Here is a 22,856-nt window from a genome sequence, read left to right as displayed (position 1 = left end):
TGGCCTGCCCGGCACGCGCATCGCGTGGCCGGCCACGCTCGCGGCCCGTCGCGGTGCGCCGCTGGCCGTCGATCACTTGCGGTTCCGCCCGCGTGCCGGTACGCCGCGCGCGTTCCATTGTTTCGTGCTCGATTGCTCGGCCTCGATGCTCGACGGCGGCCGGCTCGCGCGCGCCAAGGGCTTGCTGGTGGGGCTGTTCGATGCGGCCGCGCGAGAGCGCGTCGAGGTGGCGCTGATCTGCTTCGGCGCGGGCGGGGCGGTGCGCCGTTTCGGGCCGGCCGTGCCGCGCTGGTGGAACGAGCGCTGGCTCGAACCGGTGGCGGGCGGGGGCGGCACGCCGCTCGCGCTCGGCATCGATGCTGCCGCGGCCTTGCTCGCGCAGGTCGCACGCCGCCGGCCTGGCGCGCCGCGCACGCTCTGGCTGCTGACCGACGGCCGTACCGACGAAGCGCCGGGCCGCCCGGCGCAGGCCGACGCGGCGCGGATCGTCGATTTCGACGATGCGGCCGTGCGGCTTGGCCGCGCCGCGCGGTTGGCGCAGCAGTGGGGCGCGGAGTGCTGTTTGCCGGACGATCTGCTGCTTCGGTGAGTCGCCGCTTTTTTTAGCGTTGAGTCGCAACTAACGGTCCGCCGCTTTCGCCCCCGGCCTTCCACTTCGGTGGCTTCGACACAGCACGTCAGTTGTACCCAACCCCTGGGCTTGCAGGCAGAGGCTGCGATATCCGATTCGAGCCTTGTCTACCATCCGCCGTCCACTATCCATCGCCCACGGTCCGCCGTCCCGTCTGCGTCCGCCGCCATCTCCGTCCGACGTGCCCCGTCGTCTCGTCACCCGTCTCCCGTCCCCGTCACAACCCGCGCGCCACGCGCTGCGCCAGCGTCGTCAGATCGACCAGCAGCCGCGTTTCGCGGCGCGCGTCGAGCCGATCCACCGGCACGCTGGTGCTGACCGCGATCCGCTTGCCGGCCTGCGACACGCCCACGAACACGGCCAGGCACGCCAGCCCGGTGCAGGCCTCCTCGCGCTCGATCGCGTAGCCGCGCTCGCGCACCTCGGCCAGCGCCGCGATCAGGTCGGCGCGCTTGCTCAGCGAATGCTCGGTCAGCGCGCGCAGCCGGGGCGGCACGATCATCTGCGCGGTTTCGTCGGACAGGCTCGCGAGCAGCGCCTTGCCGAGCGCCGAGCAATGCGCGGGCAGCCGCGAGCCGATATCGGAGACGAGCCGCACCGCGCGCGACGGGTCCTCGCGCGCCAGATACACCACCTCGGCGCGGTCGAGCACGGCCATCTGCACGGCCTCGTTGTGCTTCGCGACGAACCACGCGGCCTCGCGGCGAAACGCGTCGAGCGTGAAATCGGCCAGCAGGTAAGTGCTGCCGATCTCGAACAGCGCCACGCCGATCGCGTAGCCGTCGCCGCTCTTGACGAGCCATTGCCGCCGCTCCAGCGCGTCGAGCGTCAGATACAGCGTGCTGCGCGGCATGCCGGTGAGCGTCAGCAGATCCTTGGCGGAGGTCGGGCGGCGGGTGGCTTTCAGCGCATCGAGAATGTCGTGCACGCGTGCGATGGCGGGCACGTCGGTGAGCTTGTCGGGCATGCGGGCCTCGGCGGGTTGGCGAATGAACGGCGGTGTCGAATCCAGCAGGCTGGATTATAGGTCGCCCTGTTGGACAGCCTCGGTGCATCGCCCGTAGCATCGTCGGCATTCCACAACGAGGAGACAGACATGACCCATCCCGCCGAGCAGGACCCGATCGCCGCATTGCTGCCTGCCGATCTCGACGATGCGCTGCTGATCGGCCGCGTCTGGCGCAAGACGGCGGCGTTCGAAGGCCCGTGCGTGGTCGCGGTGCGCGGCGGCGAGGTGTTCGACATCACGGCGTTCGCCCCGACCACCGCCGACCTGTTCGATCTGCCCGATCCGGCCGGGGCCGCGCGCCGCGCCGAAGGCGAACGGCTCGGCACGGCGCGCGAGCTGCTGGCCGCGCAGTTCGGCGAGCACTCGGATCACGCCGCGCCCGCCATCCGCCTGCTCGCGCCGTGCGACGTGCAGGCGATCAAGGCCTGCGGCGTGACGTTCGCGGTCAGCCTGATCGAGCGTGTGATCGAGGAGCAGGCGGGCGGCGACGCGGCCCGCGCCGTCGAGTTGCGCGCCACCATCCAGCAGGCGATCGGCGCGGATCTCTCGCAGATCGAGCCCGGCTCCGACGCGGCGATGCGCCTGAAGGCGGCGTTGCAGGCGCGCGGTGTCTGGTCGCAATACCTCGAAGTCGGCATCGGCCCCGATGCCGAGGTGTTCACGAAATCGCAGCCGATGTCGTCGGTGGGCTTCGGCAGCGAGGTCGGCCTGCTGCCGATCTCCACCTGGAACAACCCGGAGCCGGAAGTGGTGCTGGCCGTGAATGCGGCAGGCCAGGCGGTGGGCGCGACGCTCGGCAACGACGTCAACCTGCGCGATGTCGAGGGCCGCTCGGCGCTGCTGCTCGGCAAGTGCAAGGACAACAACGCGTCGTGTTCGATCGGGCCGTTCGTGCGGCTGTTCGACGGCGGTTTCACGATCGACACGGTGCGCGGCGCCTCGGTCGGCCTGCGCATCGAGGGCGAGGACGGCTTCGTGCTCGACGGCGTCAGCCACATGAGCGAGATCAGCCGCGATCCGCTCGACCTGGTCGCGCAGACGCACGGCGCGCATCACCAATACCCGGACGGCTTCATGCTGTTCCTCGGCACGATGTTCTCGCCGATCCAGGATCGCGACGAAGCCGGCGCGGGCTTCACGCATCATCTCGGCGACCGCGTGACGATCTCGACCGCCTCGCTCGGCGCGCTGGTCAATCGTGTGTCGTTGTGCACCGAGGTGGCGCCGTGGGAATTCGGCACGCGCGCGCTGTATCGCAATCTCGCGGCGCGCGGGCTGTTGCGTTGAGGCGTTGATGCGTTGAGGCGTTGAAGGATGCGGCGAGGCCGCGCGTTACACGCCGGCGTACGCGTCGGCGATGGCCTGGCCGGCCGCGTCGAGGTCCACCGGGTAGTTGAGCTGTTCGAGCGCGCCGCCGTACGCGACGATGTTCGCGTGCACGGCGTCCTCGGCCGCGCGCAGGCCGGTGTGGTCGAGGCGCACGATGCGCCGGGCCAGCGGGCCGGGGCCGGGCGCGAGTTCCACGCCGTGCCGGCGCGCATGCGCGATCAGCGCCGCCGCTTCCACGCCGGGCGGCACCGGCGCGGCGGTGACGAGTGCCGAGGCGGCGTCGTCGCGCGCGATCGCGGGCGGCACGCCGAGCGCCCGCAGCGCGGCGCGGCAGGCCTGCGCGGCCTGCGCATGGCGTGCGACGGTCTGCGCGATGCCTTCGGCCTCGATCCGGTCGAGCGCCGCTTCCAGCGCCCAGAACTCCAGCGGCGACGGCGTGCCCGGCAATTCGCCGCGGCCGCAGTCGAGCCAATCGCGGCGCAGGCGCGTCAACGACAGGTTCGAGGTGGCCAACGGCGCCTGCGCGACATGCGGCTCGGCCGCCTCCAGATGCGCCCAGGCGCGTGCGCCGAGCGCCACCGCCGACACGCCGGCCGGCCCGGCCAACGCCTTCTGCGGGCCGATCACGGCGATATCCACGCCGAGCGCGTCGAGTTCGAGCGGATGGCCGCCCACCGACGCCACCGCATCCACCACCAGCAGCGCGCCGCGCGAGCGCGCCAGCGCGGCCAGCGCCGCCAGCGGATTGAGCACGCCGGTGGCGGGCTCGGCATGCACGGCGGCCACCAGGTCGAGCTGGCCGAGCCCGTCGGCGCATGCGGCCACCGCTTCGATCGCGATCGCCTGACCCGGTTCGGCCAGCACCTCGTGCACGGTCGCACCGCCGCGTCGCAACCAGGCGCCGAACGCCGCGCCGTGCGGGCCGCTCACCACGTTCAGCGCGACCAGCCCCGGATACGCCACGCCGGCTGCCACGGCCTCCAGCGCGAGCTTGGCCTCGGCAGGTACGAACACCACGTCGGCGGCAGTCGCCAGCAGATGCTTGAGGCGGTCGGCCAGCCGTGCGTAACCGTGATGCGGATAGCGGGGCGGATCGAGCAGGGAACGGGGATCGAGGCGAATCATGGCGGGCGCGACGAGGAGGGGGGAACGCGTGCCAGGCGGGAAGCGGGGTGCGGCAAGCGGGTCGCAACCTGAGCCGAAAGAGTGTGCACGCAAGCGCGGGGCCGGCGCATGCGCGGCGCGCAGCCGGCACCGCGTTTGCGAAGTAACGCGTTTGTTACGTCATCGAATTGACATGCGTGCCGTGGGCTTTCGAAAGGCGTGACGCGTGATGTGGCGCGATGTGGCATCACATCCGGCGCACACGCATCACGTGGCAGCATCAGATCCCGTCGCTGCGCGCGCCATCCATGCGATTGCGCAGCGTCAGCGTGCCGCCATGCGCGGCCGAGATGTGGCATAACGCATCGCGCGGCAGCACCCGTTCGGCGTCGAGCCTGTCGATGCGCTCGCCGTCCATGCGGTTGCGCAGCGTCAGCGCGCCGCCATGCGCGGCCGAGATGTGGCATCACGCATCACGCGGCAGCACCAGTTCGGCGTCGAGCCCATCGCTGCGTGCACCGCCATGCGCGGCCGAGATGCGGCATCACGCATCACGAGGCAGCACCAGTTCGGCGTCGAGCCCGTCGATGCGCTCGCCATCCATGCGGTTTCTCAACGTCAGCGTGCCGCCGTGCGCGGCCGCGATGCCGCGCGCGATCGTCAGTCCCAGGCCGGTGCCGTCCGGCGCGGGCTTGCCGTCGCGTTCGCCGGCCGCGCGGAAATACGGCTCGAACACCCGTTCGAGCAGCGCCGGATCGGCGATGCCCGCGCCGCGATCGCCGATCACGATGCGCAGCGCCTGCGCGTCGTCCGTCACGCGGATCGAGATGCCGTCGGCCGTGCCGCCGCCGTGGCGGATCGCGTTGTCGACAAGGTTCTGCAGGCAGCGCTTCAGGTTGCGCGCGAAGCCCGGATACGGCGCGCTTGCACGGCCCTCGATGCGCACCGCGTGGCCTGCGTCGCGCGCGTCCTCGGCCAGCCCGGCCAGCATCGAATCGATGTCGATGCGCTGGCTGGCCTCGGTGATCTCGATGCCCTGCACGGCGTCGAGCGTGCTGCGCACCATCGCTTCCATCTCGTCGAGATCGCCGCGCAGCCGTTCGCGCCAGCTCGCGTCGGGCAGCATTTCGGTGCGCAGGCGCAGCCGCGTCAACGGCGAACGCAGGTCGTGCGAGACGGCCGCCAGCAAGCGCGTGCGTTCCGCGAAGCTGTCGATCAGGCGCTGCTGCATCGCGTTGAACGCCTTGGCCACGCTGCGCACTTCCTGCGGCCCGTCGAGCGCCAGTGGCGCGCGATAGATATTGCGGCCGAGCGCCTCGGCGGCCTTGGCGAACACGCGCAGCGGACGCAACGCGAAGCGCACCGCGACGAACGCCAGCACGCAGACCGCCACGAAACGGATCACGTACAGCCGCAGCAGATAGTCGGCCACCAGCGAACCCGGCTCGCTCTGCATGCCGGCCTGGCCCTCGTGCGCCACCACGTCGAGCCAGCCCTGGCCCGGCACCAGCATCTGCAGATGAAAATCGCCCATCGGCATGCGCGAATTGAACAGGCTCAGGATGCCGCGCTGGCGGCCGGCATCGTCGCTGATCTGCGCATTGAGCAGCCGCACCTCGATCGGCTCGCCGAGCCGTTTGGCGATCACGCCCGCGATCAGCGCGGCCACCGCACGCCGCGCGAGCGTGGGCTGCGGCGCGGCGGCGGCCATGCCGGTGGCCGATTCGGGGCCGGCGATCGCGCGCAACTGGTAGCGAGCGTCGGACAGGCGCGCGAGCGTGGCGTCGCGCGCGGCGTCGTCGGGGGCGTTGCGCAGCAGGCGCACGGTGTCGGCGAGCCGGCTCGCGAACAGCCGCGACGGGATTTCGAGCGTGCGGTAATCGTGCGTGTCGAACCAGATCGTGCTGGTCAGCAACTGGCCGGCGAACATGCCGGCCGCGAGGATCGCGACGAGGCGGCCGAACAGCGAATCGGGCCACAGGCGCAGCGTCATGCGCAGGTTCATGGGATGGGCAGGCAAAAAGACGATAAAAAGGGCGACGAAGCGGGCCATGAAGCGGGCCATGAAGCGAGAAGTGCGCGGGCACCGACGATCGCGACCTTACCGCGAACCGGCGCGCCGCGCGAGCAGCGCCGGTTCAGGCGCGCAGGGCCGCCTCGGGCCGCGTTCGCCGCATCACAAGCGCCAACATATTCCATTACAAAAGCCCCACCGCCCAACACATCGACATTACAAACCGCCATTACAGTGACGGCCACGCACGAATAACAATCGTTCTCATTTGAGAAGGCCATCATGCAGCAGGTTCGTATCGCTTCGTTCGCTCCGTTGTCCCGCGCCGCACGCGCGCTCCTGTCGGCCGGTTCGCTGGCTGCTTCATTGGCCGCTTCATTGGCGGTTCCGCTGGCCGGCTTGTCCGTCGCGCCGCCCGCCGCCGCGCAGAACGCGCCGGCCGCCACCGCCCCGCAAACCGTCACCGACCTCGCCGGCCGAACCATCCGCATTCCGGCTGCCGCGCCGCAGCGGATTCTGCTCGGCGAGAGCCGCACGCTGGAGGCGGTCGCGCTGCTCGAAGGCCCGCATCCGCTCGCGCGCATCGTCGGCTGGCAGGGCGACCTGCCGACCATGGACCCGCAGCGTTTCGACGCCTACGCCAAGGTGTTCCCGCAGATCCGCCAGGTGCCGCTGATCGGCAAGTCGAGCGAGGACAGCATCAGCGACGAGAAGGCGCTCGCGCTCAAGCCCGACGTGGCGGTATTCAGCGTGGCGGGCCACGGCCCGAGCCGCTACAACGCGCTGGTCAAGCAACTGGAGGCGACCGGCACCACGGTGGTGTTCCTCGATTTCCGCCTGCATCCGATGCAGAACACGGTGCCGAGCATCCGCCTGCTCGGACAGGTGCTCCATCGCGAGAAGCAAGCGAACGACTACATCGCGTTCTATCAGCAGCATCTGGCGCGCGTGAAACAGGTGGTCGATGCGATCCCCGAGGCGCAGCGGCCGAAGGTGTTCGTCGACATGCTGGCCGGCGTGTGGGATGCGGGCTGCTGCCATACGGCCGGCAAGGGCAACTTCGGCGAATTCGTCGACGCGGCCGGCGGGCGCAACATCGCGGCCGGCCTGCTGCCGGGCGTGCTCGGCGACCTGAGCATGGAGCAGATCATCGCGGCGCGGCCCGACGTATATATCGCCACCGGCGCGCGCACCAAGCCCGGCCTCGCGTCGCTGCGGGTGGGCGCGCTGACCAGCGAGCAGGATGCCCGCGCGAGCCTCGGCCAACTGATCGCGCGGCCCGGCTTCGACACCATCAAGGCGATCCACGACGGCCGGGTGCACGGCATCGCCCACGATTACTACGATTCGCCGTACAACATCGTCGCGATCGAGGCGTTCGCCAAGTGGTTCTATCCGGACCGCTTCAAGACGCTCGACGTCAAGGCCACCCAGGCCGAGCTGTATCGCCGCTTCCTGGCGGTGCCGGTGACGGGCACCGAATGGGTGGATTCGCCGCTGCCTGCCTCGGGCGCGGCCGGTTCGGCGGCACGATGAGTGCGCCGTCCCGCGCGGCGGCCGTGACGGCGCGCGATGCGTCGGTTGCCGCGAGCGATGCGCCGACGTCGCCGGCCGCCGACGATGCCCACCGCGCCTACGCGCGCCTGACGCGCCGGCGCGTGCTGTTGCTGGTCGCGATCGCGCTGCTGATCGCCGGCTCGCTGCTGTTCGACCTCGGCTCCGGCCCGTCGGGGCTGCCGCTCTCGACCTTGCTGCACACGTTGTTCTCGCGCGCCGACGCCGATCCGGCCAACGTCGTGATCGTCTGGCAGATCCGCCTGCCGTACGCGGTGATGGCGCTGGTGGTGGGCGCGGCGCTCGGCCTGTCGGGCGCGGAGATGCAGACCATCCTCAACAATCCGCTGGCCAGCCCGTACACGCTCGGCGTGTCGGCGGCGGCCGCGTTCGGCGCGTCGCTGGCGATCGTGCTCGACTTCACGATCCCGCATGTGCCGCAAACCTGGCTGATCTCGGCCAACGCGTTCGTGTTCGCGTTCGGCTCGGCGATGGCGCTCGACCTGGTGGCGCGCTGGCGCGGCATGAGCACGTCCGGCGTGGTGCTGATGGGCATCGCGCTGGTGTTCTCGTTTCACGCGCTGGTCGAGCTGATGCAGTTCATCGCCTCGGCCGACGCGTTGCAGGGCCTGGTGTTCTGGACGCTCGGCTCGCTCGCTCGCGCCGACTGGCCGAAGATCGGCGTGCTCAGTGCGGCGCTCCTGATCGCGCTGCCGCTGGCGATGCGCAACGCCTGGGCGCTGACCGCGTTGCGGCTCGGCGAGGAGCGGGCGTCCAGCTTCGGCATCGACGTGCGCCGGCTGCGGCTCGGCACGCTGCTGCGGGTGGCGGTGCTGTCGGCGCTGGCGGTGTCGTTCGTCGGCACGATCGGCTTCGTCGGCCTGATCGCGCCGCACATCGCGCGCACGCTGCTCGGCGAGGATCACCGTTTCTATCTGCCGGGCAGCCTGCTGTGCGGCGCGCTGATGCTGTCGCTGGCCTCGATCGCCTCGAAGATGATCGTGCCGGGCGTGCTGATTCCGGTGGGCATCGTCACGGCGCTGGTGGGGATTCCGCTGTTTCTCGCGATCGTGGTGCGTTCGCAGGGGAGCGCGCCATGAACGGGCTGTCGATTCACGATGTGTCGGTGCGCTACGGCCGCCGCGAGGTGCTGCGCGAGCTGTCGGCGGGGCCGCTGCCGCGCGGCATGATCACGGCGCTGCTCGGGCCGAACGGCAGCGGGAAATCGACGCTGCTGCGCGTGCTGGCCGGGCTGACGGCCGCCAGCGCGGGGCGGCTGACGCTCGACGGCGAGACGCTGGCGCTGTCGGCGCGCAGCGTGGTGTATCTGCCGCAAACCTTGCCGGCCGGCGTGCGCCTGCAGGTGCTCGAATCGGTACTGGTGGCGCGCCGCGCCGGGCGCGATCCGGCGCTCGCGCGCGAGGGCACGGCCGCCGATCTGGCCGCCGCGCAGGCGGTGCTGGCGCGGCTGGAGATCGGCACGCTGGCCGCGCGTTCGCTTGACGAGCTGTCGGGCGGGCAGCGTCAATTGGTCGGCATTGCGCAGGCGCTGGTGCGCGACCCGCACGTGCTGCTGCTCGACGAGCCGCTGTCGGCGCTCGACCTGAACCATCAATTCCACGTGATGCAGGTGCTGCGCGACGTGACGCGCGAGCGCGGCATGGTGACGGTGGTGGTGCTGCACGACATCAATGCCGCGATGCGCGCCTGCGACCGCGCGATGCTGCTGCATCGCGGGCGCATCGAGCGCTTCGGGGAACCGGGCGAGGTGGTCACGCCGCAAAGCCTGGCCGACGTGTTCGGCGTGGTGGCCCGCATCGAGCCGTGCTCGTTCGGCCACCGGCAGGTGATGATCGACGGGCTGGCGGCGCACGGTTGAGCGGTTGACACGGGCCGAGCGCTCGGCCCGTGCCTCAATCGTAGAAGCGCGGCGTGTAGATCCACTCGCGCTCGCCGCGGGTGAAGCGGCGCGTCTTCGACGAACCGACGATCACCATCGTGCGCATGTCCACCTGATCCGAGCGCAGTTCGCCGAGCGTGGTGCTGCGCAGGGTCGCGCCGGGGCGGCCGATGTCGCGGCCGAGCACCACCACGGTGTCGGCGGTGCGCACGGCGCGCACGATCTCCAGCGCGCGATCGAGCTGCCACGGCCGCGCCTTCGACACCGGGTTGTAGAACGCCATCACGAGGTCGGCGCGCGCGGCCAGCGCCAGCCGTTCCTCGATCACGCCCCACGGCTTCAGGTTGTCCGACAGCGAGATCACGCAGAAATCGTGGCCGAGCGGCGCGCCGGCCTGCGCGGCGGCGGCCATCGCCGCCGACACGCCGGGCACCACGTCCAGCGCGACGTCGGCCCACGCGGCGGCCTCGCTGCCGGCGCTGGCGTCGAGCGCTTCGAGCACGGCCGCCGCCATCGCGAACACGCCCGGATCGCCCGACGACACCATCGCCACCTGCCGCCCCTGCGCGGCCAGCTCGAACGCATGGCGGGCGCGTTGCAATTCCTCGCGGTTGTCGGTTTCGTGCACGCGCTGGTCGGCGCGGAACGTGCCGGCCATGCGCACGTAGGTGGCGTAGCCGAGGATGTCGGTAGCGCCGGCCAGCGCCGCGCGCGCGGCCGGCGTCATCAGCTCGGCGCTGCCGGGGCCGAGGCCGAGCACGGTCAGCTTGCCGCGTGCCTGGCCGAGCCGGGTGGCGTCGACGGGGGCGTCGGCGATGGCGATCGCGAGGTCGGGGGCGTGGGCGGTTGAGGGTGCCGAGGCGGGGATCGAGGCGGCGACGAGTGCCGTGTCGAGCAGCGTTCGGGCATCGGCTTCCGTGCTGCGATTTGCGCTGCGATCCGGATTGCAATTCGCGACGCCGTTCGCAGGGGCGTTTTCGGCGCCATCGGCCATGCCGCTTGTAGGTCGGTCCTCGGCGCCATCCGCGATGCCGTTTGCAGCGCCGTTCTCGGCGCCATCGGCCACACCGCTTGCATGGCGGTCCTCGGCACTATCGGCCATGCCGCTTGCAGAGCCGTTCTCGGCGCCATTCGCGATGCCGTTCGTAGAGCCGCTCTCGGCGCCATCGGCCACATCGCTTGCATAGCGGTCCTCGGCGTCATCCGCAACACCGTTTGCAGAGCCGCTCTCGCCGCCCTCCGCATCGACGAACCGCAGCGGCACCCCCAGCGCTTGCGCACCGCGTGCGAGCGCCGCGTCGCGCATCATGCGTTTCGGCGCAACCAGCACGGCCAGCGCGAGCGGCGACAAACCGGCTGCGGCAAGCGCATCGAGCACGCGGCGCGCAAGCGGATCATCGTCGCGGCCATCGGCCGTCAACGGAATCGATGCGTCGTATCGTTCGCTTTCCCGAGTGCCCGTCACGGCCACCACGACGCTGCGCGGATGAATCACGAGTTCACCCGACGCCGCACCGCCGGCCTGCGGCGTGATGCGCACCGCATGCGCGGCCGACGGATCGACCGGCAGCGCCACGCCGTCGAGCCAGGGCGCGTCGCCTTCGATGCGCGTCGCGGCCCCGGCCAGCAGATCGGACACGAAACGCTTGCCCGCGCCGATATCGGCCAGCGCATAGCCCTCGGGCGGATTGAGCACGCACGCGCCGAAGCGCAGCTCGCCGCTGGTGGTGATCGCGGGCGCGATGCCGAGCACGTCGGCGATCTCGCGTGCGAGCAGGTTCACGCCGGTCAGGCCGCCGAGCAGCGGCACCACGGCGCTGCCGTCCTCGGCCACGGCCAGCACCGGCGGCTCGACGCCCTTGTCGGTCAGGCACGCCGCGACGCAGCGGATCACGATGCCGGCCGCGCACAGCGCGACGATCGGATTGCCGCGCGCATACAGCGCACGCAGATGCGCACCGAGTTCGGTGAACGCCACGTCGCCATCGACGCGGCCCGCGAGCGCATGGATCGTCGCGCCTGCGTAGCGCGCGCGAATTCGCTCGGCCACCGGCAGCGCGCCCGCGCCGAGCACCACGATGGCCGGCGCGGCGTTCAGCCTTGCCATTTTTCCCCCGGCACGACGAGCAGCGAGAAGTAGGGCGAGGCCATCGGATCGACCTCGGCCAGCGGCACGATGCGCTGGTTCGCCATGGTCGCGCGCTCGACATACAGCGCGCGGCTCGCGAGGCCCAACTCGTCGAGCACGCGGCGCACCTTGTCGAAATTGCGGCCGAGCTTCATGACCACGGCCGCATCGGCCTTGGCGAGCCGCGCGCGCAGTTCGTCCTCGGGCAGCACGCCCGACAGCACCGACAGCGTCTGGTTGCGATACACCAGCGGCACGCCGAGCACGGCCGCGCCGCCCAGCATCGAACAGACGCCGGGCACCACCTCGGTGTCGTAGCGATGCGCGAGCCGGTCGTGCAGGTACATGTAGGAGCCGTAGAAGAACGGGTCGCCCTCGCAGATCACGGCCACGTCGCGGCCCGCGTCCAGATGGGCGGCCACCACCTCGGCGGCGGTGTCGTAGAAATCGGCGATCACGCGCTCGTAACTGAGCGGCGGCGCCAGCGCCTCGGTCGTGACCGGGTAGACCAGCGGCAACTGAACCTGGGCGTCATGCAGATGCGCCTCGATGATGCCGTACGCGTTGCCCTTCTTGCCCTTGGCGACGAAGTAGGCCACCACCGGCGCGGCCTGCAGCAGGCGCACGGCCTTCAGCGTCAGCAGCTCGGGGTCGCCCGGGCCGACGCCGATGCCGAACAGGCGGCCGCGCGATCCTGACGCCGGCGTGGGTGCAGGCGTGCCGGCTGGCGGATTCGAAGCGGACGGGAAGCCGGGCGCGCTCATTCGACCTCCGTGGCCAGGGCGTTGACGGCAGCCGCCGCCATCGCGCTGCCGCCGCGCCGGCCCGTTACCACCACGAACGGCACGCCGCGGCTGTCGGCCGCCAGCATCGCCTTCGATTCGGCCGCGCCGATGAAGCCTACGGGGAAGCCGAGGATCAGCGCCGGCTTCGGTGCGCCCGCGTCGAGCATGTCGAGCAGATGGAACAGCGCGGTGGGCGCGTTGCCGATCACCACCACGCTGCCGGCCAGCGAGGGCCGCCACAGTTCGAGCGCGGCGGCCGAGCGCGTGTTGCCGAGTTGCTGCGCGAGCGCCGGCACCTGCGGATCGCCGAGCGTGCACAGCACCGGGTTGGCGGCCGGCAGCCGCGCGCGCGTGATGCCTTCGGCCACCATCCGCGCATCGCAGAGGATCGGCGCGCCGGCCGCGAGCGCTTGCCGCCCGGCCCGGCCCGCGCCGGGCGAGAAGCGCAGGTCGGCGACGACGTCCACCATCCCGCAGGCGTGGATCACGCGTACGGCGAGTTTTTCGAGGTCGGCCGGGATGGCCGTCAGATCGGCTTCGGCGCGGATCGTCGCGAACGATTGCCGGTAGATTTCCTGGCCGTCGCGAAGGTAGTCGAGCATGCGGTTCAGTCCTGATGGCGCCGCGCGGCGTCGAGCAACGCGGCGGCTTGGTCGATCGTCAGATGGCGCGCGTCGAGCCGGCCGAAGCCGTGCTCGCCGTCGCGCCGGTACAGGTCGTAACGGCCCGCCGCCACCGCGACCAGCGTGGCGGGGGCGGGCCACGGCTGCGCGCAGGCGCGCGCGCAACCGCTCAGATGCAGGGCCTGGGGCGCCGCGAGGCGCGCGGCCAGCGCGTGCGCGTCGGCCTTGGTGTCGGCCAGCGCGCGAGCGCAGCCGGTGCTGCCGGCGCAGGCCACCAGGTGCGCGAGCGGTGAGCCGGGCGAGGTGAGCAGGCCGAGCGTGGCGAGCGCCGCCAGCACGCGTTCGGCCGCATCGGCGCGCACGCCGGGCAGCAGCACGCCTTGCCACGGCGTGAAGCGCAGCGTGCCGTCGCCGTCGCGTTCGGCCAGCGTGGCCAGCGCCGCGAGCGTCGCCGCATCGAGCCGGCCGAGCGGCACTTGCGCGCCGATCTGGCGCGTGGCCGGATCGGATTCGCTCCGGATGCCGAAACGTCGCGCCGGGTCGGCCGGCAGGCGGCGCCAGCGGGCGAGCGCGGCGTCGCGCTGCACCGCGAACCGCAGCCGCGCGCCGGCGTGCGCGAGCAGCGCGTCGGCGCTCAGGCGGGGCAGCGCGTCGCGCATGCGTTTCGCCTCGGGCGGCGCGTGGTCGAGGAACGCGAGCAGCAGCGCATGGGCGAGCGGCACGACCTGATCGGCCGCCACCGCGCCGAGCGCGGGCGCGTCGTGGGTTTCGACGGGCGGCCGGCCGGCCAGCCCGAATGCGTAATCGTGCGCACCCGCCGCGTTGCGGCGCGCCGAGAACCACAGATCGTGCGGATGGGCGAGTTCGGCCAGCGCCTCGCCGCCGTCGAGCGACAACGAGCATTTCGGCGAGAGCGCCGCGAAACGCGGCTCGGCCTGCAGCATCGCGAGCAGCGCCGCGCCGAGCGCGCGCGTGTCGGCGAGCGCGCCCGGATCGCGGCCGGCGGCGGGGCTCAACATGACGTTGCGCACGTCGTCGCGCAGCGCGGTGGCGACAAGGTCGGTTGCGCCGTCGGGCGTCGGGCCGAGGCCCGCGTCGATCAGCGCTGCCGCGAGCGCAGCCTCGTGGCCGTCGCGCACGCCGCGAATCTGCAGGTTCGCGCGATTGGTGGCGTCGAGCGCACCCGAGCCATGCGCTTGCGCAGCGGCCGCCAGCGCGCGTGCGCCGTCGGCCGTCAGCAGCCCGCCCGGCAGACGCACGCGGCACAAGCCGCCGTCGTGCGTGGCCACCACGCGCACCAGCCCCGGGCAGGCGCTGGGCCGGATCGCCGGAGCGGGATCGACATCCAGGCCGCCGGTCCGGCCCGCGCGCGCGTCGTCGTCCGGCTGCGCGGCAGGATTCGGGCAGGCGCTGGGCCGGATCGTCGGGGCGGGATCGACATCCAGGCCGCCGGGCCGGCCCGCGCGCGCGTCGTCGTCCGGCTGCGCGGCAGGATTCGGGGGCACATCGCGGGTCGAGCGTGGGAGCGGCAAGGAGCGAATCGACAACGGAACGGGAAAGCGGGCGCCGGGGCGCGGGCCGGTTCGGAACGGGCGTGCGCGGCGTGCGCGGCGTGCGCGGGCGACGCCCTGGCATCGGAACCCCGCCCGATGCGGCCGGACGTTCATTCGGCCGGGGCAGGTCTTCCGCACCGAAGCGCATGGCCTGCCGCGGCGCTTCCGGATGGTGTTCCGCAGCACGACGGGCAGACCACGGTGACGCAGGCCGCCTCGGCAGCGCAGCCGCACCCTGCATTCCTGATCGGCCGCGCGGAACACCCTCGGACACCATTGGGCACCGGCAAACGAGGCTGTATTATGCCTGCTTTCGCCTGGCCGAGATACGCTGCGCGCCCCGGCGCGCGGTGGGCCGGGCGCGTATTGAACGAGGGCGAAACACGGATGGGGAACGGGGCATGACGGCGTGGCTGACGGTAATCGGCATCGGCGACGACGGCTTCGCGGGCCTGGGCAAGCACGCCCGGCGCGCGTTGATCGACGCGGCCGTGGTGGTGGGTGGCGAGCGTCATCTGGCGATGCTGCCGGGCTGCCTGCGCGCGCGCCGCGAACCGTGGCCGAAGCCGTTCGACATCGCCGCGCTGCTCGCGCATCGCGGCACGCCGGTGTGCGTGCTGGCGAGCGGCGATCCGATGTTCCACGGCGTCGGCGCGACGCTCGCGCGGCATGTGCCGCCCGAGGCGTTGCGGGTGTTGCCGGGGCCGTCGTCGGTGTCGTTCGCGGCGGCGCGGCTCGGTTGGGCGTTGCAGGATCTCGACGTGATCTCGTGCGTCGGCCGGCCGCTCGCCACGCTCGCGCGCCATCTGCATCACGGCCGCCGCCTGATCGTGCTGAGTGCCGACGGCGCCACGCCGGCGGCGCTCGCGCGGCTCGTCACCGAAGCCGGTTACGGTGCGACGCGCCTGAGCGTGTTCGAGCATCTGGGCGGCCCCGACGAGCGGCGCATCGACGCGCTGGCGCACGCGTGGCCCGCACCCGGCGTCGCAGCGCTGAACCTGGTGGCGCTCGACTGCGTGCGCGACGCCGAGGCGCCCGCGCTCGGCCTCGTGCCGGGCCTGCCCGACGACGCCTACGAACACGACGGACAGCTGACCAAGCGCGACATGCGCGCGATCACGCTGGCGCGGCTCGCGCCGGCGCCGGGCGAGCGGCTGTGGGATGTCGGCGCGGGCTCCGGCTCGATCGGCATCGAATGGATGCGCGCGCATCCCTCGTGCACCGCCATCGCGATCGAGGCCGACGACGCGCGCCGCGCGAGCATCGCGCGCAACGCCGAACGGCTCGGCGTGCCGGGCCTCGCGATCGTCGCGGGCCGCGCGCCGGCCGCGCTCGACGGGTTGGCCGCGCCCGACGCGATCTTCATCGGCGGCGGCGGCTCCGAGCCCGGTGTGCTGGCCGCCTGCTGGGCCGCGCTGAAGCCGGGCGGCCGGCTGGTCGCCAACGCCGTGACGCTGCAGGCCGAGGCCGCGGTCCTCGCCTGGCGCGAACGGCACGGCGGCTCGCTGACGCGCGTCGCGCTCGCCACGGCCGCGCCGCTCGGCGGCTTCGACACCTGGCGGCAGGCCTTGCCGGTCACGCTGTACGAGGTCCGCAAGCCGCGCACGGAGGGGGGGTGATGCGCGAGGAAACGGCCGAACAGCCCGCGCCGCTGCGCAGCGGCTACACCACCGGCAGTTGCGCGACGGCCACCTCGCTGGCCGCCGCGCGGCTGCTGCTGACGGGGCAGGCCGACGAGATGAGCGAGATCGTGCTGCCGAAGGGCCAGCACGTGACGATGCGGCTGGTGTATTGCCGCCGTGCGGCGGCGAACCCGGGCACGGGTGCAGGCATGACCGCCAACATCGCCGAGGCCGGCACCGTCAAGGACGCCGGCGACGATCCCGACGTGACGCACGGCGCGGTGGTCTACGCGCGCGTGACGCTCGCGGCGCTCCCCGGCGTGCGCTTCCACGCGGCCGATGGCGTGGGCACCGTCACGCGGCCCGGCCTGACGCTCGCGGTGGGCGAACCGGCCATCAACCCGGTGCCGCGCCGCATGATGACCGAGCACCTGCTGCAACTGGCGGCCGACCACGGCTACGCGGGCGGCTTCGAGGTGGCGATCGGCGTGGAGGGCGGCGCGGCGCTCGCGCTGAAAACCATGAACCCGCGGCTCGGCATCGTCGGCGGGCTGTCGATCCTCGGCACCACCGGCATCGTGCGGCCGTTCTCGTGCTCGGCCTATATCGCGTCGATCCACCAGGGCATCGACGTGGCGCGCGCCAACGGCGTGACGCATATCGCCGCCTGCACCGGCAACGCCAGCGAGGACGCGATGCGCGCGCACTACGGCCTGCCCGAGATCGCGATGATCGAGATGGGCGACTTCGCGGGCGCGGTGCTCAAGCATCTGCGCCGCGCGCCGGTCGCGCGCGTGAGCCTGTGCGGCGGCTTCGGCAAGTTCTCGAAGCTCGCGGCCGGCCATCTCGATCTGCACAGCCGGCATTCGAGCATCGATTTGCCGCAACTGGCCGGCTGGGCCGCCGACGCCGGCGCCGATTCGGCGCTGCGGCAGGCGATGCTGGCCGCCAACACCAGCCAACAGGCGCTCGCGCTGGCCCACGCGGCCGGCGTGCCGCTCGGCGATGCCGTCTGCGCGCAGGCGCTGGCGGTGGCGCGCGCGATCGTGCCCGACGGCGTGGCCGTCGAGGTGTTCGCGATCGATCGGCAGGGCGGCTTCGTCGGGAGCGCACGATGAACGACACCCCCCATCACGCCGACGCCCCGCGCATCCTGCTGCTCGGCGGCACCGGCGACGCGCTGAAGGTGGCGCGCACGCTGCCCGCGTCGGCCGTCTACAGCCTCGCGGGCCTCGGCAAGACGCCCGAGGGCTTGACCTGCGGCGTGCGGATCGGCGGCTTCGGCGGCGCCGAAGGGCTGGCGGCCTACCTGCGCGAGAACCGCATCGCGCTGCTGGCCGACGCGACCCATCCGTACGCGGCGCAAATCAGCGCCAACGCGGCGGCCGCCTGCGCCGCGACCGGCACGCCGTACTGGGCGCTCGATCGCGCGCCGTGGCAGCCGGGCGAGGGCGACGATTGGCGTTGCGTGCCCGATTGGGCGGCGCTGACGGCCGCGCTCGCGCCTTATCGCCGGCCGTTCTTCACGCTCGGCCGCGAGCCGCTCGCGCATCTCGACGCGATCCCGCCGCATCAGCACTGGACGATCCGCTGCCTCGATCCGCATCCGGGCAACGCGTGCGCCAACGTGATCGCCGCGCGCGGGCCGTTCGTGCTCGACGCCGAACGCGCGCTGTTCGCGCTGCTCGGCGTGGACGTGCTGGTCAGCAAGATGAGCGGCGGCGCGGCCACCGAGGCCAAGCTGGCGGTGGCGCGCGAACGGCGCGTGCCGGTGCTGATGATCGCGCGTCCGGCGCTGCCCGCCGCCGAGCGCCGCTTCGACACGCCCGACGCGCTCGCGCAGGCGCTGGCCGAGTTTGGCGCGCCATGACGGGCCGCTCGACCCATCCCATTTCATTTCCGTGAACGGAGAACCTCCCAGATGACGGTGTATTTCATCGGCGCCGGCCCCGGCGACCCCGAACTGATCACGGTGAAGGGCCAGCGCCTCGTGCGCGGCTGCCCGGTGATCCTCTACGCGGGCTCGCTGGTGCCGGCCGCCGTGCTCGACGGGCACCGCGCCGAAACGGTTGTCAACACGGCCGAACTCGATCTCGACGCGATCGTCGCGCTGCTGGCCGACGCGCATGCGAAGGGCCAGGACGTGGCGCGTGTGCATTCGGGCGACCCGTCGCTGTACGGCGCGATCGGCGAGCAGATCCGCCGCCTCAAGGCACTGGGGATTCCTTATGAAATCGTGCCGGGCGTGACGGCCACGGCGGCCTGCGCGGCCACGCTCGGTGTGGAACTGACGCTGCCCGGCGTGGCGCAAACCGTGATCCTGACGCGCTATGCCGGCAAGACCACGATGCCCGAGGGCGAGGCGCTCGGCGGGCTGGCGGCGCACCGCGCCACGCTGGCGATCCATCTGGGCGTGCGCCATCTGGCGAAGATCGTCGAGGAGGTGCGCCCGCATTACGGCGACGATTGCCCGGTGGCGGTGGTGTATCGCGCGAGCTGGCCCGACGAGACGCGCGTGACCGGCACGCTGGCCGACATCGTCGGCAAGATCGCCGGCACGGCGATCGAGCGCACGGCGCTGATCCTGATCGGCCGCGTGCTCGATACCGAGCAGTTCGACGATTCGACGCTGTACGCCAAGGCGTGATGGCGATGCCATGAAAAACGGGCCGCCGCGCAGTGCGCGAGCGGCCCGTCGGGCTGGGTCGATCAGCCGGTCAGTTGCGCGCCGGAATCGTCAGGCCGCGTTCGACGGCCGGGCGCGCCACGAAGGCTTCCAGTGCGCGCGCGACGTGCTTGAACGTGTCGAATTCCACCAGCTCGCGCGCTTCGTAGAAGCCCACCAGGTTGCGGACCCACGGGAACGTGGCGATATCGGCGATCGTGTAGTCGTCGCCGACGATCCACGCGTTCGAGGCGAGCCGCGCGTCGAGCACGCCGAGCAGGCGCTTCGATTCGCCCACATAGCGATCGCGCGGGCGTTTGTCTTCGTATTCGCGGCCGGCGAACTTGTGGAAGAAGCCGAGCTGGCCGAACATCGGGCCGATGCCGCCCATCTGGAACATCAGCCACTGGATCGTCTCGTAGCGCGCGGCCGGATCGGCTGGCAGCAGCTTGCCGGTTTTTTCGGCCAGATACAGCAGGATCGCGCCCGATTCGAACAGGCCGATCGGCTTGCCGCCGGGGCCGTTCGGGTCGATCAGGGCCGGAATCTTGTTGTTCGGGTTCAGCGAGAGGAATTCGGGCGAAAACTGGTCGTTGGTGTCGAAGCGCACCAGGTGCGGCTCGTAGGGCAGCCCGAGTTCTTCCAGCGCGATCGAGGCCTTGACGCCGTTCGGCGTGGGCAGCGAATAGAGCTGGATGCGGTCCGGGTGCGCGGCCGGCCATTTCTGCGTGATCGGGAAGGCGGACAGGTCGCTCATGGGGCGGCTCGGTCGGAGTTGAGGTGTGGCGATCATAGCCGGTTCGGCCGATCGCTGCCGCACAGGGCGCGGCACGCGCCGGGGGCCGTTGGCGCGTGCCGCTTTCGCAGGATGGAGCGCCCGGTGCTTGATCACGGGCTGGGTGCATCGACCCGGAGCCCAACAGCGCGTCGGGCTACCCGAACTGGTCCGAGCGTAACGACAAGGACGTTCGGGCGTTGCGCCTCGCCGGGCGTTCGTGGTGCTGCGGGAGGATGGAGAAGGCCGGGGCAGCGTGTTCAGGCCCCGGCCGAGCCGGCGAGCGGCGCGTGTTGCGCCGTCGCTCGGCAGGCGAGAGGTCGGCTCATACCGTCGCCATGCGCCAATCGGTCTGGCTCGCGCGGATCGGCTCGGCCGCTGCGTTGCCGCCCCGGCGCCCCTGCTCGACGCGGAACGTGGACACCGTCTCGTCAAGCTGGCGGCCTTGCGCTTCGAGCGATTTCGACGCCGCCGCCGCCTGTTCGACCAGCGCCGCGTTCTGCTGCGTGGTTTCGTCCATCTGCGTGATGGTCAGGTTGACCTGATCGATGCCGCGGCTTTGCTCGGCCGACGCGGCGGCGATCTCGCCCATGATGTCGGTCACGCGCGCCACGGCCTGGGTGATCTCGGCCATGGTGCGACCGGCATCGCCGGCCAGCACCGAGCCGTCCCGCACGGTCTGCACCGAGGCGGTGATCAGCTCCTTGATTTCCTTGGCCGCCGCGGACGAACGCTGCGCCAGCGAACGCACTTCCGACGCCACCACCGCGAAGCCGCGGCCCTGTTCGCCGGCCCGCGCGGCTTCCACGGCGGCGTTCAGCGCGAGGATGTTGGTCTGGAACGCGATGCCCTCGATCATGCCGGTGATGTCGGCGATCTTCGACGAGCGCTCGCCGATGTCGTTCATCGTATCCACCACGCGCCCGACCGCATGGCTGCCGCGCTGCGCGACTTCCGAGGCACTCGACGCGAACGAGCTGGCCTGCTGGGCATTCTCGGCGTTCAGGCGCACCGTGGACGTCAGTTCTTCCATGGTGGCGGCCGTTTCCTGCAGCGAGGCGGCCTGTTCCTCGGTGCGCACGCTGAGGTCGACGTTGCCGGCGGCGATCTCGCCCACCGCCAGCGCGATGCCCGAGCTGCCTTCGCGCACCCGCGCGACGATATCCGAGAGCCGCGTGTTCATGGTGTCGAGCGCTTCGAGCAGGTCGCGCGTTTCGTCGTGGCCACGCACCTCGATGCGGCTCGTCAAGTCGCCGTCGGCCACCGTACGCGCCACGCGCACCGCCTCCGACAGCGGCCGCGTGATCGAGCGCGTGATCCACAGCCCGGAAATCGCAGCCAGCACCACGGCGGCGGCGCACACGCCGAACATCAGCATGCGCGTTTGCGTGAAACGGTCCTGATTGATTTGAGCGATGTCCGACTCCTGCGTGCGCACGTAGTCGGCGTAGGCGTTGGTCGCGCGCTCCAGCTCGGCCAGCAGCGGCCGGCATTTGTCGTCGATTTCGAGCGTGGCTTCCTCGCGTTGGCCATTGAGCGCCTTCTTGACGATATCCCTCGCCACCGGGCCGTAGCGGCTTTCGATTTCGGCGATGTTGGCGGCCAGTTGGTGGGCTTTCGGCGAGGCGTCGGTGGCGTTGGTCAGCAGCGTTTGCAGTTGCGCCAGGTAGCGCTGCACGTCGGCATCGGCGCTCTGCACATCGGTTGTTTCGAGCGTGATGTCGTCCGGCTTGGTCACCAGCACGAGGTTGCGTGCGGCGATGGCGCGGCGGTCCACGGCGTTGCGGATCTGCGCGGCCGTGTTGGCGCGTGCGTTGATGCCGGCTGTGTAGCTGATGAAGGCCTGATTCGCATTTTCGAGCGCGTTCAGTGCGAACGCCGAAACGGCAACGACAATCACGGCAAGGATGCCGAATCCACCGAGCAGTTTATGTTTGATGCTCCGCCGCAGGATGTTCATGGATGGCCTCTCTTAATAGGGTTCGGATCGACGATGCACAAGGTGATCGTTCGTTGTAAATAGGTTAACGGGATGCAGCTTTGTTTCTTTACCTTCCCGAACCCCAATATCGTTGACCCGCATCAAAGAAGCAAGACGGAAATATTCAAACACTTATCGATAAGAAAATCCTTATGCAGTAAGGGTTTGAGCTATAAAAATTCCCGCATATTTAAATGGAAATCGTTTGCGTGTCAATTGATATGACGAATCGATGGCGCTATCCGAAATTGGATATTTGCCAATGAATTTTTGGCGCACCGATTAAGTGTGGAAACGATAGGGAGATATGGAAAATCGGCGTTTCCGATTTTCAATCGAGAAAATCAATAGGATTGAATGAAAATCGGAAACGCCGAAAAACGGGTAGGGATTTACTCGGCGCTGTTGCCCGAGGTGGCCCGCGACGGGGCGAAGCGGCGCGCGGCGACGCCGAGCGCGTCATACACGAGCACGGCCAGCAGCGCGACGATCACGCCGCCTTGCAGCACGAACGCCGTGTTGGAGGTTTGCAGGCCGGCGATGATCACGTCGCCCAGGCCCTGGGCGGCCACCGTCGAGCCGATCGTGGCGGTGCCGAGGTTGATGACCACGGCCAGCCGCACACCGTTGAGGATCACGGGCGCGGCCAGCGGCAGCTCGATCGCCATGAGCCGCTGGCGCGCGCTCATTCCCATGCCGCGCGCGGCATCGAGCGTGGCCGGCGCGATCGAGCCGAGTCCGGCCAGCGTGCTTTCGAACACCGGCAGCAAGCCGTACAGCGTCAGCGCGAGCAGCACCGGCTTCGCGCCGAAGCCGACGGCCGGCACGGCAAGCGCGAGCACGGCCACCGGCGGGAAGGTCTGGCCGAGGTTCGCGATGCTGCGCGCCACCGGCAGGAAATCGGCGCCGGCCGGGCGCGTGACGGCGATGCCGGCCAGGATCGCCAGCGCCGAGCCGATCAGGCTCGATACGGCCACCAGCGCCAGATGCGAGAGCGTCAGGCTGACGAGGCTCGCGCGGTCGTAGATGGCCGGTGCGCCATGTTCGGCGAGCGGCGCGAACAGCGGTTCGAGCCACGCCGGCCGCAGCACCAGCACGAGCAGGGCGGCCAGCGCGGCGAGCCGGGCGACGGCGGCAACGAGGCGGCCGGTCATGCGGCTCGGCACCGTGCTGCGGGAGAAAC

20 protein-coding genes are annotated in these 22,856 nt (G+C 71.1%); 9 read left to right on the top strand and 11 right to left on the bottom strand.

From position 1 onward, the window contains the following. Positions 1-4 precede the first annotated feature (4 nt). Positions 5-589 carry a vWA domain-containing protein gene (locus AB4851_RS26750; protein WP_414451957.1) on the top strand — a complete coding sequence of 195 codons (585 nt, stop codon included), beginning with the start codon at positions 5-7 and terminating at the stop codon, positions 587-589. A gap of 259 nt (positions 590-848) precedes the next feature. Here the strand turns inward: AB4851_RS26750 and AB4851_RS26745 are convergent, their stop codons facing one another. Continuing rightward, complete coding sequence (locus AB4851_RS26745; RefSeq protein WP_414449504.1) at positions 849-1,598, bottom strand: IclR family transcriptional regulator; 750 nt, start codon at positions 1,596-1,598, stop codon at positions 849-851. Between the two features lie 129 nt (positions 1,599-1,727). Between AB4851_RS26745 and AB4851_RS26740 the strand changes: the two genes are divergently transcribed. Continuing rightward, positions 1,728-2,927: a fumarylacetoacetate hydrolase family protein gene (locus tag AB4851_RS26740; RefSeq protein WP_414449503.1), complete on the top strand. Its 1,200-nt coding sequence runs from the start codon at positions 1,728-1,730 to the stop codon at positions 2,925-2,927. 45 nt (positions 2,928-2,972) lie between these two features. Here AB4851_RS26740 and AB4851_RS26735 read toward each other — a convergent pair whose 3' ends face one another. The 3 genes from AB4851_RS26735 to AB4851_RS26725 all read right to left on the bottom strand — a co-directional run bounded on the left by AB4851_RS26735 (position 2,973) and on the right by AB4851_RS26725 (position 6,066). Further along, a complete protein-coding gene (locus AB4851_RS26735) occupies positions 2,973-4,094 on the bottom strand; it encodes a pyridoxal-phosphate-dependent aminotransferase family protein (protein ID WP_414449502.1) in 1,122 nt (373 codons plus the stop codon). Between the two features lie 259 nt (positions 4,095-4,353). Then, a complete protein-coding gene (locus tag AB4851_RS26730) occupies positions 4,354-4,491 on the bottom strand; it encodes a hypothetical protein (RefSeq protein ID WP_414449501.1) in 138 nt (45 codons plus the stop codon). A gap of 126 nt (positions 4,492-4,617) precedes the next feature. Further along, positions 4,618-6,066 carry an ATP-binding protein gene (locus AB4851_RS26725; RefSeq protein WP_414449500.1) on the bottom strand — a complete coding sequence of 483 codons (1,449 nt, stop codon included), beginning with the start codon at positions 6,064-6,066 and terminating at the stop codon, positions 4,618-4,620. Between the two features lie 303 nt (positions 6,067-6,369). Here AB4851_RS26725 and AB4851_RS26720 point away from each other — a divergent pair, with 303 nt between their 5' ends. From AB4851_RS26720 to AB4851_RS26710, 3 genes are read left to right on the top strand one after another with little or no spacing between them, the layout of a single operon-like run. Continuing rightward, on the top strand, positions 6,370-7,623 hold the full coding sequence (locus AB4851_RS26720) for an ABC transporter substrate-binding protein (protein WP_414449499.1): 1,254 nt from the start codon (positions 6,370-6,372) through the stop codon (positions 7,621-7,623). Then, on the top strand, positions 7,620-8,741 hold the full coding sequence (locus AB4851_RS26715) for a FecCD family ABC transporter permease (RefSeq protein WP_414449498.1): 1,122 nt from the start codon (positions 7,620-7,622) through the stop codon (positions 8,739-8,741). The genes AB4851_RS26720 and AB4851_RS26715 overlap by 4 nt, the downstream gene beginning before the upstream one ends. Continuing rightward, positions 8,738-9,520 (top strand): ABC transporter ATP-binding protein, encoded by a 783-nt coding sequence (locus AB4851_RS26710; protein WP_414449497.1) that lies wholly within the window; start codon positions 8,738-8,740, stop codon positions 9,518-9,520. Before AB4851_RS26715 ends, AB4851_RS26710 begins: the two co-directional genes overlap by 4 nt. Before the next feature lie 34 nt (positions 9,521-9,554). On the opposite strand, the gene cobJ is transcribed toward AB4851_RS26710, so the two are convergent. The 4 genes from cobJ to cobG are packed head-to-tail and all read right to left on the bottom strand — an operon-like array spanning position 9,555 to position 14,426. Then, positions 9,555-11,639 (bottom strand): precorrin-3B C(17)-methyltransferase, encoded by a 2,085-nt coding sequence (gene cobJ / locus AB4851_RS26705; protein WP_414451956.1) that lies wholly within the window; start codon positions 11,637-11,639, stop codon positions 9,555-9,557. Beyond that, entirely contained in the window at positions 11,636-12,433 is a 798-nt protein-coding gene (locus AB4851_RS26700; protein WP_414449496.1) for a precorrin-2 C(20)-methyltransferase, read from the bottom strand. The genes cobJ and AB4851_RS26700 overlap by 4 nt, the downstream gene beginning before the upstream one ends. Next, positions 12,430-13,056 carry a precorrin-8X methylmutase gene (locus AB4851_RS26695; RefSeq protein ID WP_414449495.1) on the bottom strand — a complete coding sequence of 209 codons (627 nt, stop codon included), beginning with the start codon at positions 13,054-13,056 and terminating at the stop codon, positions 12,430-12,432. The genes AB4851_RS26700 and AB4851_RS26695 overlap by 4 nt, the downstream gene beginning before the upstream one ends. Before the next feature lie 5 nt (positions 13,057-13,061). Then, positions 13,062-14,426 carry a precorrin-3B synthase gene (gene cobG, locus AB4851_RS26690; RefSeq protein ID WP_414451955.1) on the bottom strand — a complete coding sequence of 455 codons (1,365 nt, stop codon included), beginning with the start codon at positions 14,424-14,426 and terminating at the stop codon, positions 13,062-13,064. 605 nt (positions 14,427-15,031) lie between these two features. On the opposite strand from cobG, the gene cbiE reads away from it, so the two are divergent. Genes cbiE through cobM form a run of 4 tightly spaced genes read left to right on the top strand, consistent with a single transcriptional unit; the run spans position 15,032 to position 18,899 of the window. After that, positions 15,032-16,249 carry a precorrin-6y C5,15-methyltransferase (decarboxylating) subunit CbiE gene (gene cbiE, locus AB4851_RS26685; protein ID WP_414449494.1) on the top strand — a complete coding sequence of 406 codons (1,218 nt, stop codon included), beginning with the start codon at positions 15,032-15,034 and terminating at the stop codon, positions 16,247-16,249. After that, on the top strand, positions 16,249-17,370 hold the full coding sequence (locus AB4851_RS26680; RefSeq protein WP_414449493.1) for a cobalt-precorrin-5B (C(1))-methyltransferase: 1,122 nt from the start codon (positions 16,249-16,251) through the stop codon (positions 17,368-17,370). Before cbiE ends, AB4851_RS26680 begins: the two co-directional genes overlap by 1 nt. Further along, positions 17,367-18,122 carry a cobalt-precorrin-6A reductase gene (locus AB4851_RS26675; protein WP_414449492.1) on the top strand — a complete coding sequence of 252 codons (756 nt, stop codon included), beginning with the start codon at positions 17,367-17,369 and terminating at the stop codon, positions 18,120-18,122. Before AB4851_RS26680 ends, AB4851_RS26675 begins: the two co-directional genes overlap by 4 nt. Before the next feature lie 51 nt (positions 18,123-18,173). Then, positions 18,174-18,899 carry a precorrin-4 C(11)-methyltransferase gene (gene cobM, locus AB4851_RS26670; protein WP_414445077.1) on the top strand — a complete coding sequence of 242 codons (726 nt, stop codon included), beginning with the start codon at positions 18,174-18,176 and terminating at the stop codon, positions 18,897-18,899. 70 nt (positions 18,900-18,969) lie between these two features. On the opposite strand, the gene AB4851_RS26665 is transcribed toward cobM, so the two are convergent. From AB4851_RS26665 to AB4851_RS26655, 3 genes are all read right to left on the bottom strand, one after another. Further along, the gene (locus AB4851_RS26665; protein ID WP_414449491.1) at positions 18,970-19,674 is read right to left on the bottom strand and encodes a glutathione S-transferase N-terminal domain-containing protein; all 705 of its coding nucleotides are present in this window, start codon (positions 19,672-19,674) and stop codon (positions 18,970-18,972) included. Positions 19,675-20,017: 343 nt separating this feature from the next. Continuing rightward, positions 20,018-21,652, bottom strand: a complete 1,635-nt coding sequence (locus tag AB4851_RS26660) for a methyl-accepting chemotaxis protein (protein WP_414449490.1) — start codon at positions 21,650-21,652, stop codon at positions 20,018-20,020. 413 nt (positions 21,653-22,065) lie between these two features. Beyond that, positions 22,066-22,827: an ABC transporter permease gene (locus AB4851_RS26655; RefSeq protein WP_414449489.1), complete on the bottom strand. Its 762-nt coding sequence runs from the start codon at positions 22,825-22,827 to the stop codon at positions 22,066-22,068. Positions 22,828-22,856: the final 29 nt, after the last annotated feature.

The sequence above is a fragment of the Burkholderia sp. 22PA0099 genome (genome assembly GCF_047497165.1).
Taxonomy (GTDB): Bacteria; Pseudomonadota; Gammaproteobacteria; order Burkholderiales; family Burkholderiaceae; genus Burkholderia.
This window is presented reverse-complemented; position numbering and strand designations above follow the sequence as displayed.

Bases quoted from the DNA above. Each gene is read 5' to 3' on its own strand.
- AB4851_RS26745 (WP_414449504.1), bottom strand. From the start codon at position 1,598: ATGCCCGACAAGCTCACCGACGTGCCCGCCATCGCACGCGTGCACGAC.
- AB4851_RS26740 (WP_414449503.1), top strand. From the start codon at position 1,728: ATGACCCATCCCGCCGAGCAGGACCCGATCGCCGCATTGCTGCCTGCC.
- AB4851_RS26735 (WP_414449502.1), bottom strand. From the start codon at position 4,094: ATGATTCGCCTCGATCCCCGTTCCCTGCTCGATCCGCCCCGCTATCCG.
- AB4851_RS26730 (WP_414449501.1), bottom strand. From the start codon at position 4,491: ATGGACGGCGAGCGCATCGACAGGCTCGACGCCGAACGGGTGCTGCCG.
- AB4851_RS26725 (WP_414449500.1), bottom strand. From the start codon at position 6,066: ATGACGCTGCGCCTGTGGCCCGATTCGCTGTTCGGCCGCCTCGTCGCG.
- AB4851_RS26720 (WP_414449499.1), top strand. From the start codon at position 6,370: ATGCAGCAGGTTCGTATCGCTTCGTTCGCTCCGTTGTCCCGCGCCGCA.
- AB4851_RS26715 (WP_414449498.1), top strand. From the start codon at position 7,620: ATGAGTGCGCCGTCCCGCGCGGCGGCCGTGACGGCGCGCGATGCGTCG.
- AB4851_RS26710 (WP_414449497.1), top strand. From the start codon at position 8,738: ATGAACGGGCTGTCGATTCACGATGTGTCGGTGCGCTACGGCCGCCGC.
- AB4851_RS26700 (WP_414449496.1), bottom strand. From the start codon at position 12,433: ATGAGCGCGCCCGGCTTCCCGTCCGCTTCGAATCCGCCAGCCGGCACG.
- AB4851_RS26695 (WP_414449495.1), bottom strand. From the start codon at position 13,056: ATGCTCGACTACCTTCGCGACGGCCAGGAAATCTACCGGCAATCGTTC.
- cbiE (WP_414449494.1), top strand. From the start codon at position 15,032: ATGACGGCGTGGCTGACGGTAATCGGCATCGGCGACGACGGCTTCGCG.
- AB4851_RS26680 (WP_414449493.1), top strand. From the start codon at position 16,249: ATGCGCGAGGAAACGGCCGAACAGCCCGCGCCGCTGCGCAGCGGCTAC.
- AB4851_RS26675 (WP_414449492.1), top strand. From the start codon at position 17,367: ATGAACGACACCCCCCATCACGCCGACGCCCCGCGCATCCTGCTGCTC.
- cobM (WP_414445077.1), top strand. From the start codon at position 18,174: ATGACGGTGTATTTCATCGGCGCCGGCCCCGGCGACCCCGAACTGATC.
- AB4851_RS26665 (WP_414449491.1), bottom strand. From the start codon at position 19,674: ATGAGCGACCTGTCCGCCTTCCCGATCACGCAGAAATGGCCGGCCGCG.
- AB4851_RS26660 (WP_414449490.1), bottom strand. From the start codon at position 21,652: ATGAACATCCTGCGGCGGAGCATCAAACATAAACTGCTCGGTGGATTC.
- AB4851_RS26655 (WP_414449489.1), bottom strand. From the start codon at position 22,827: ATGACCGGCCGCCTCGTTGCCGCCGTCGCCCGGCTCGCCGCGCTGGCC.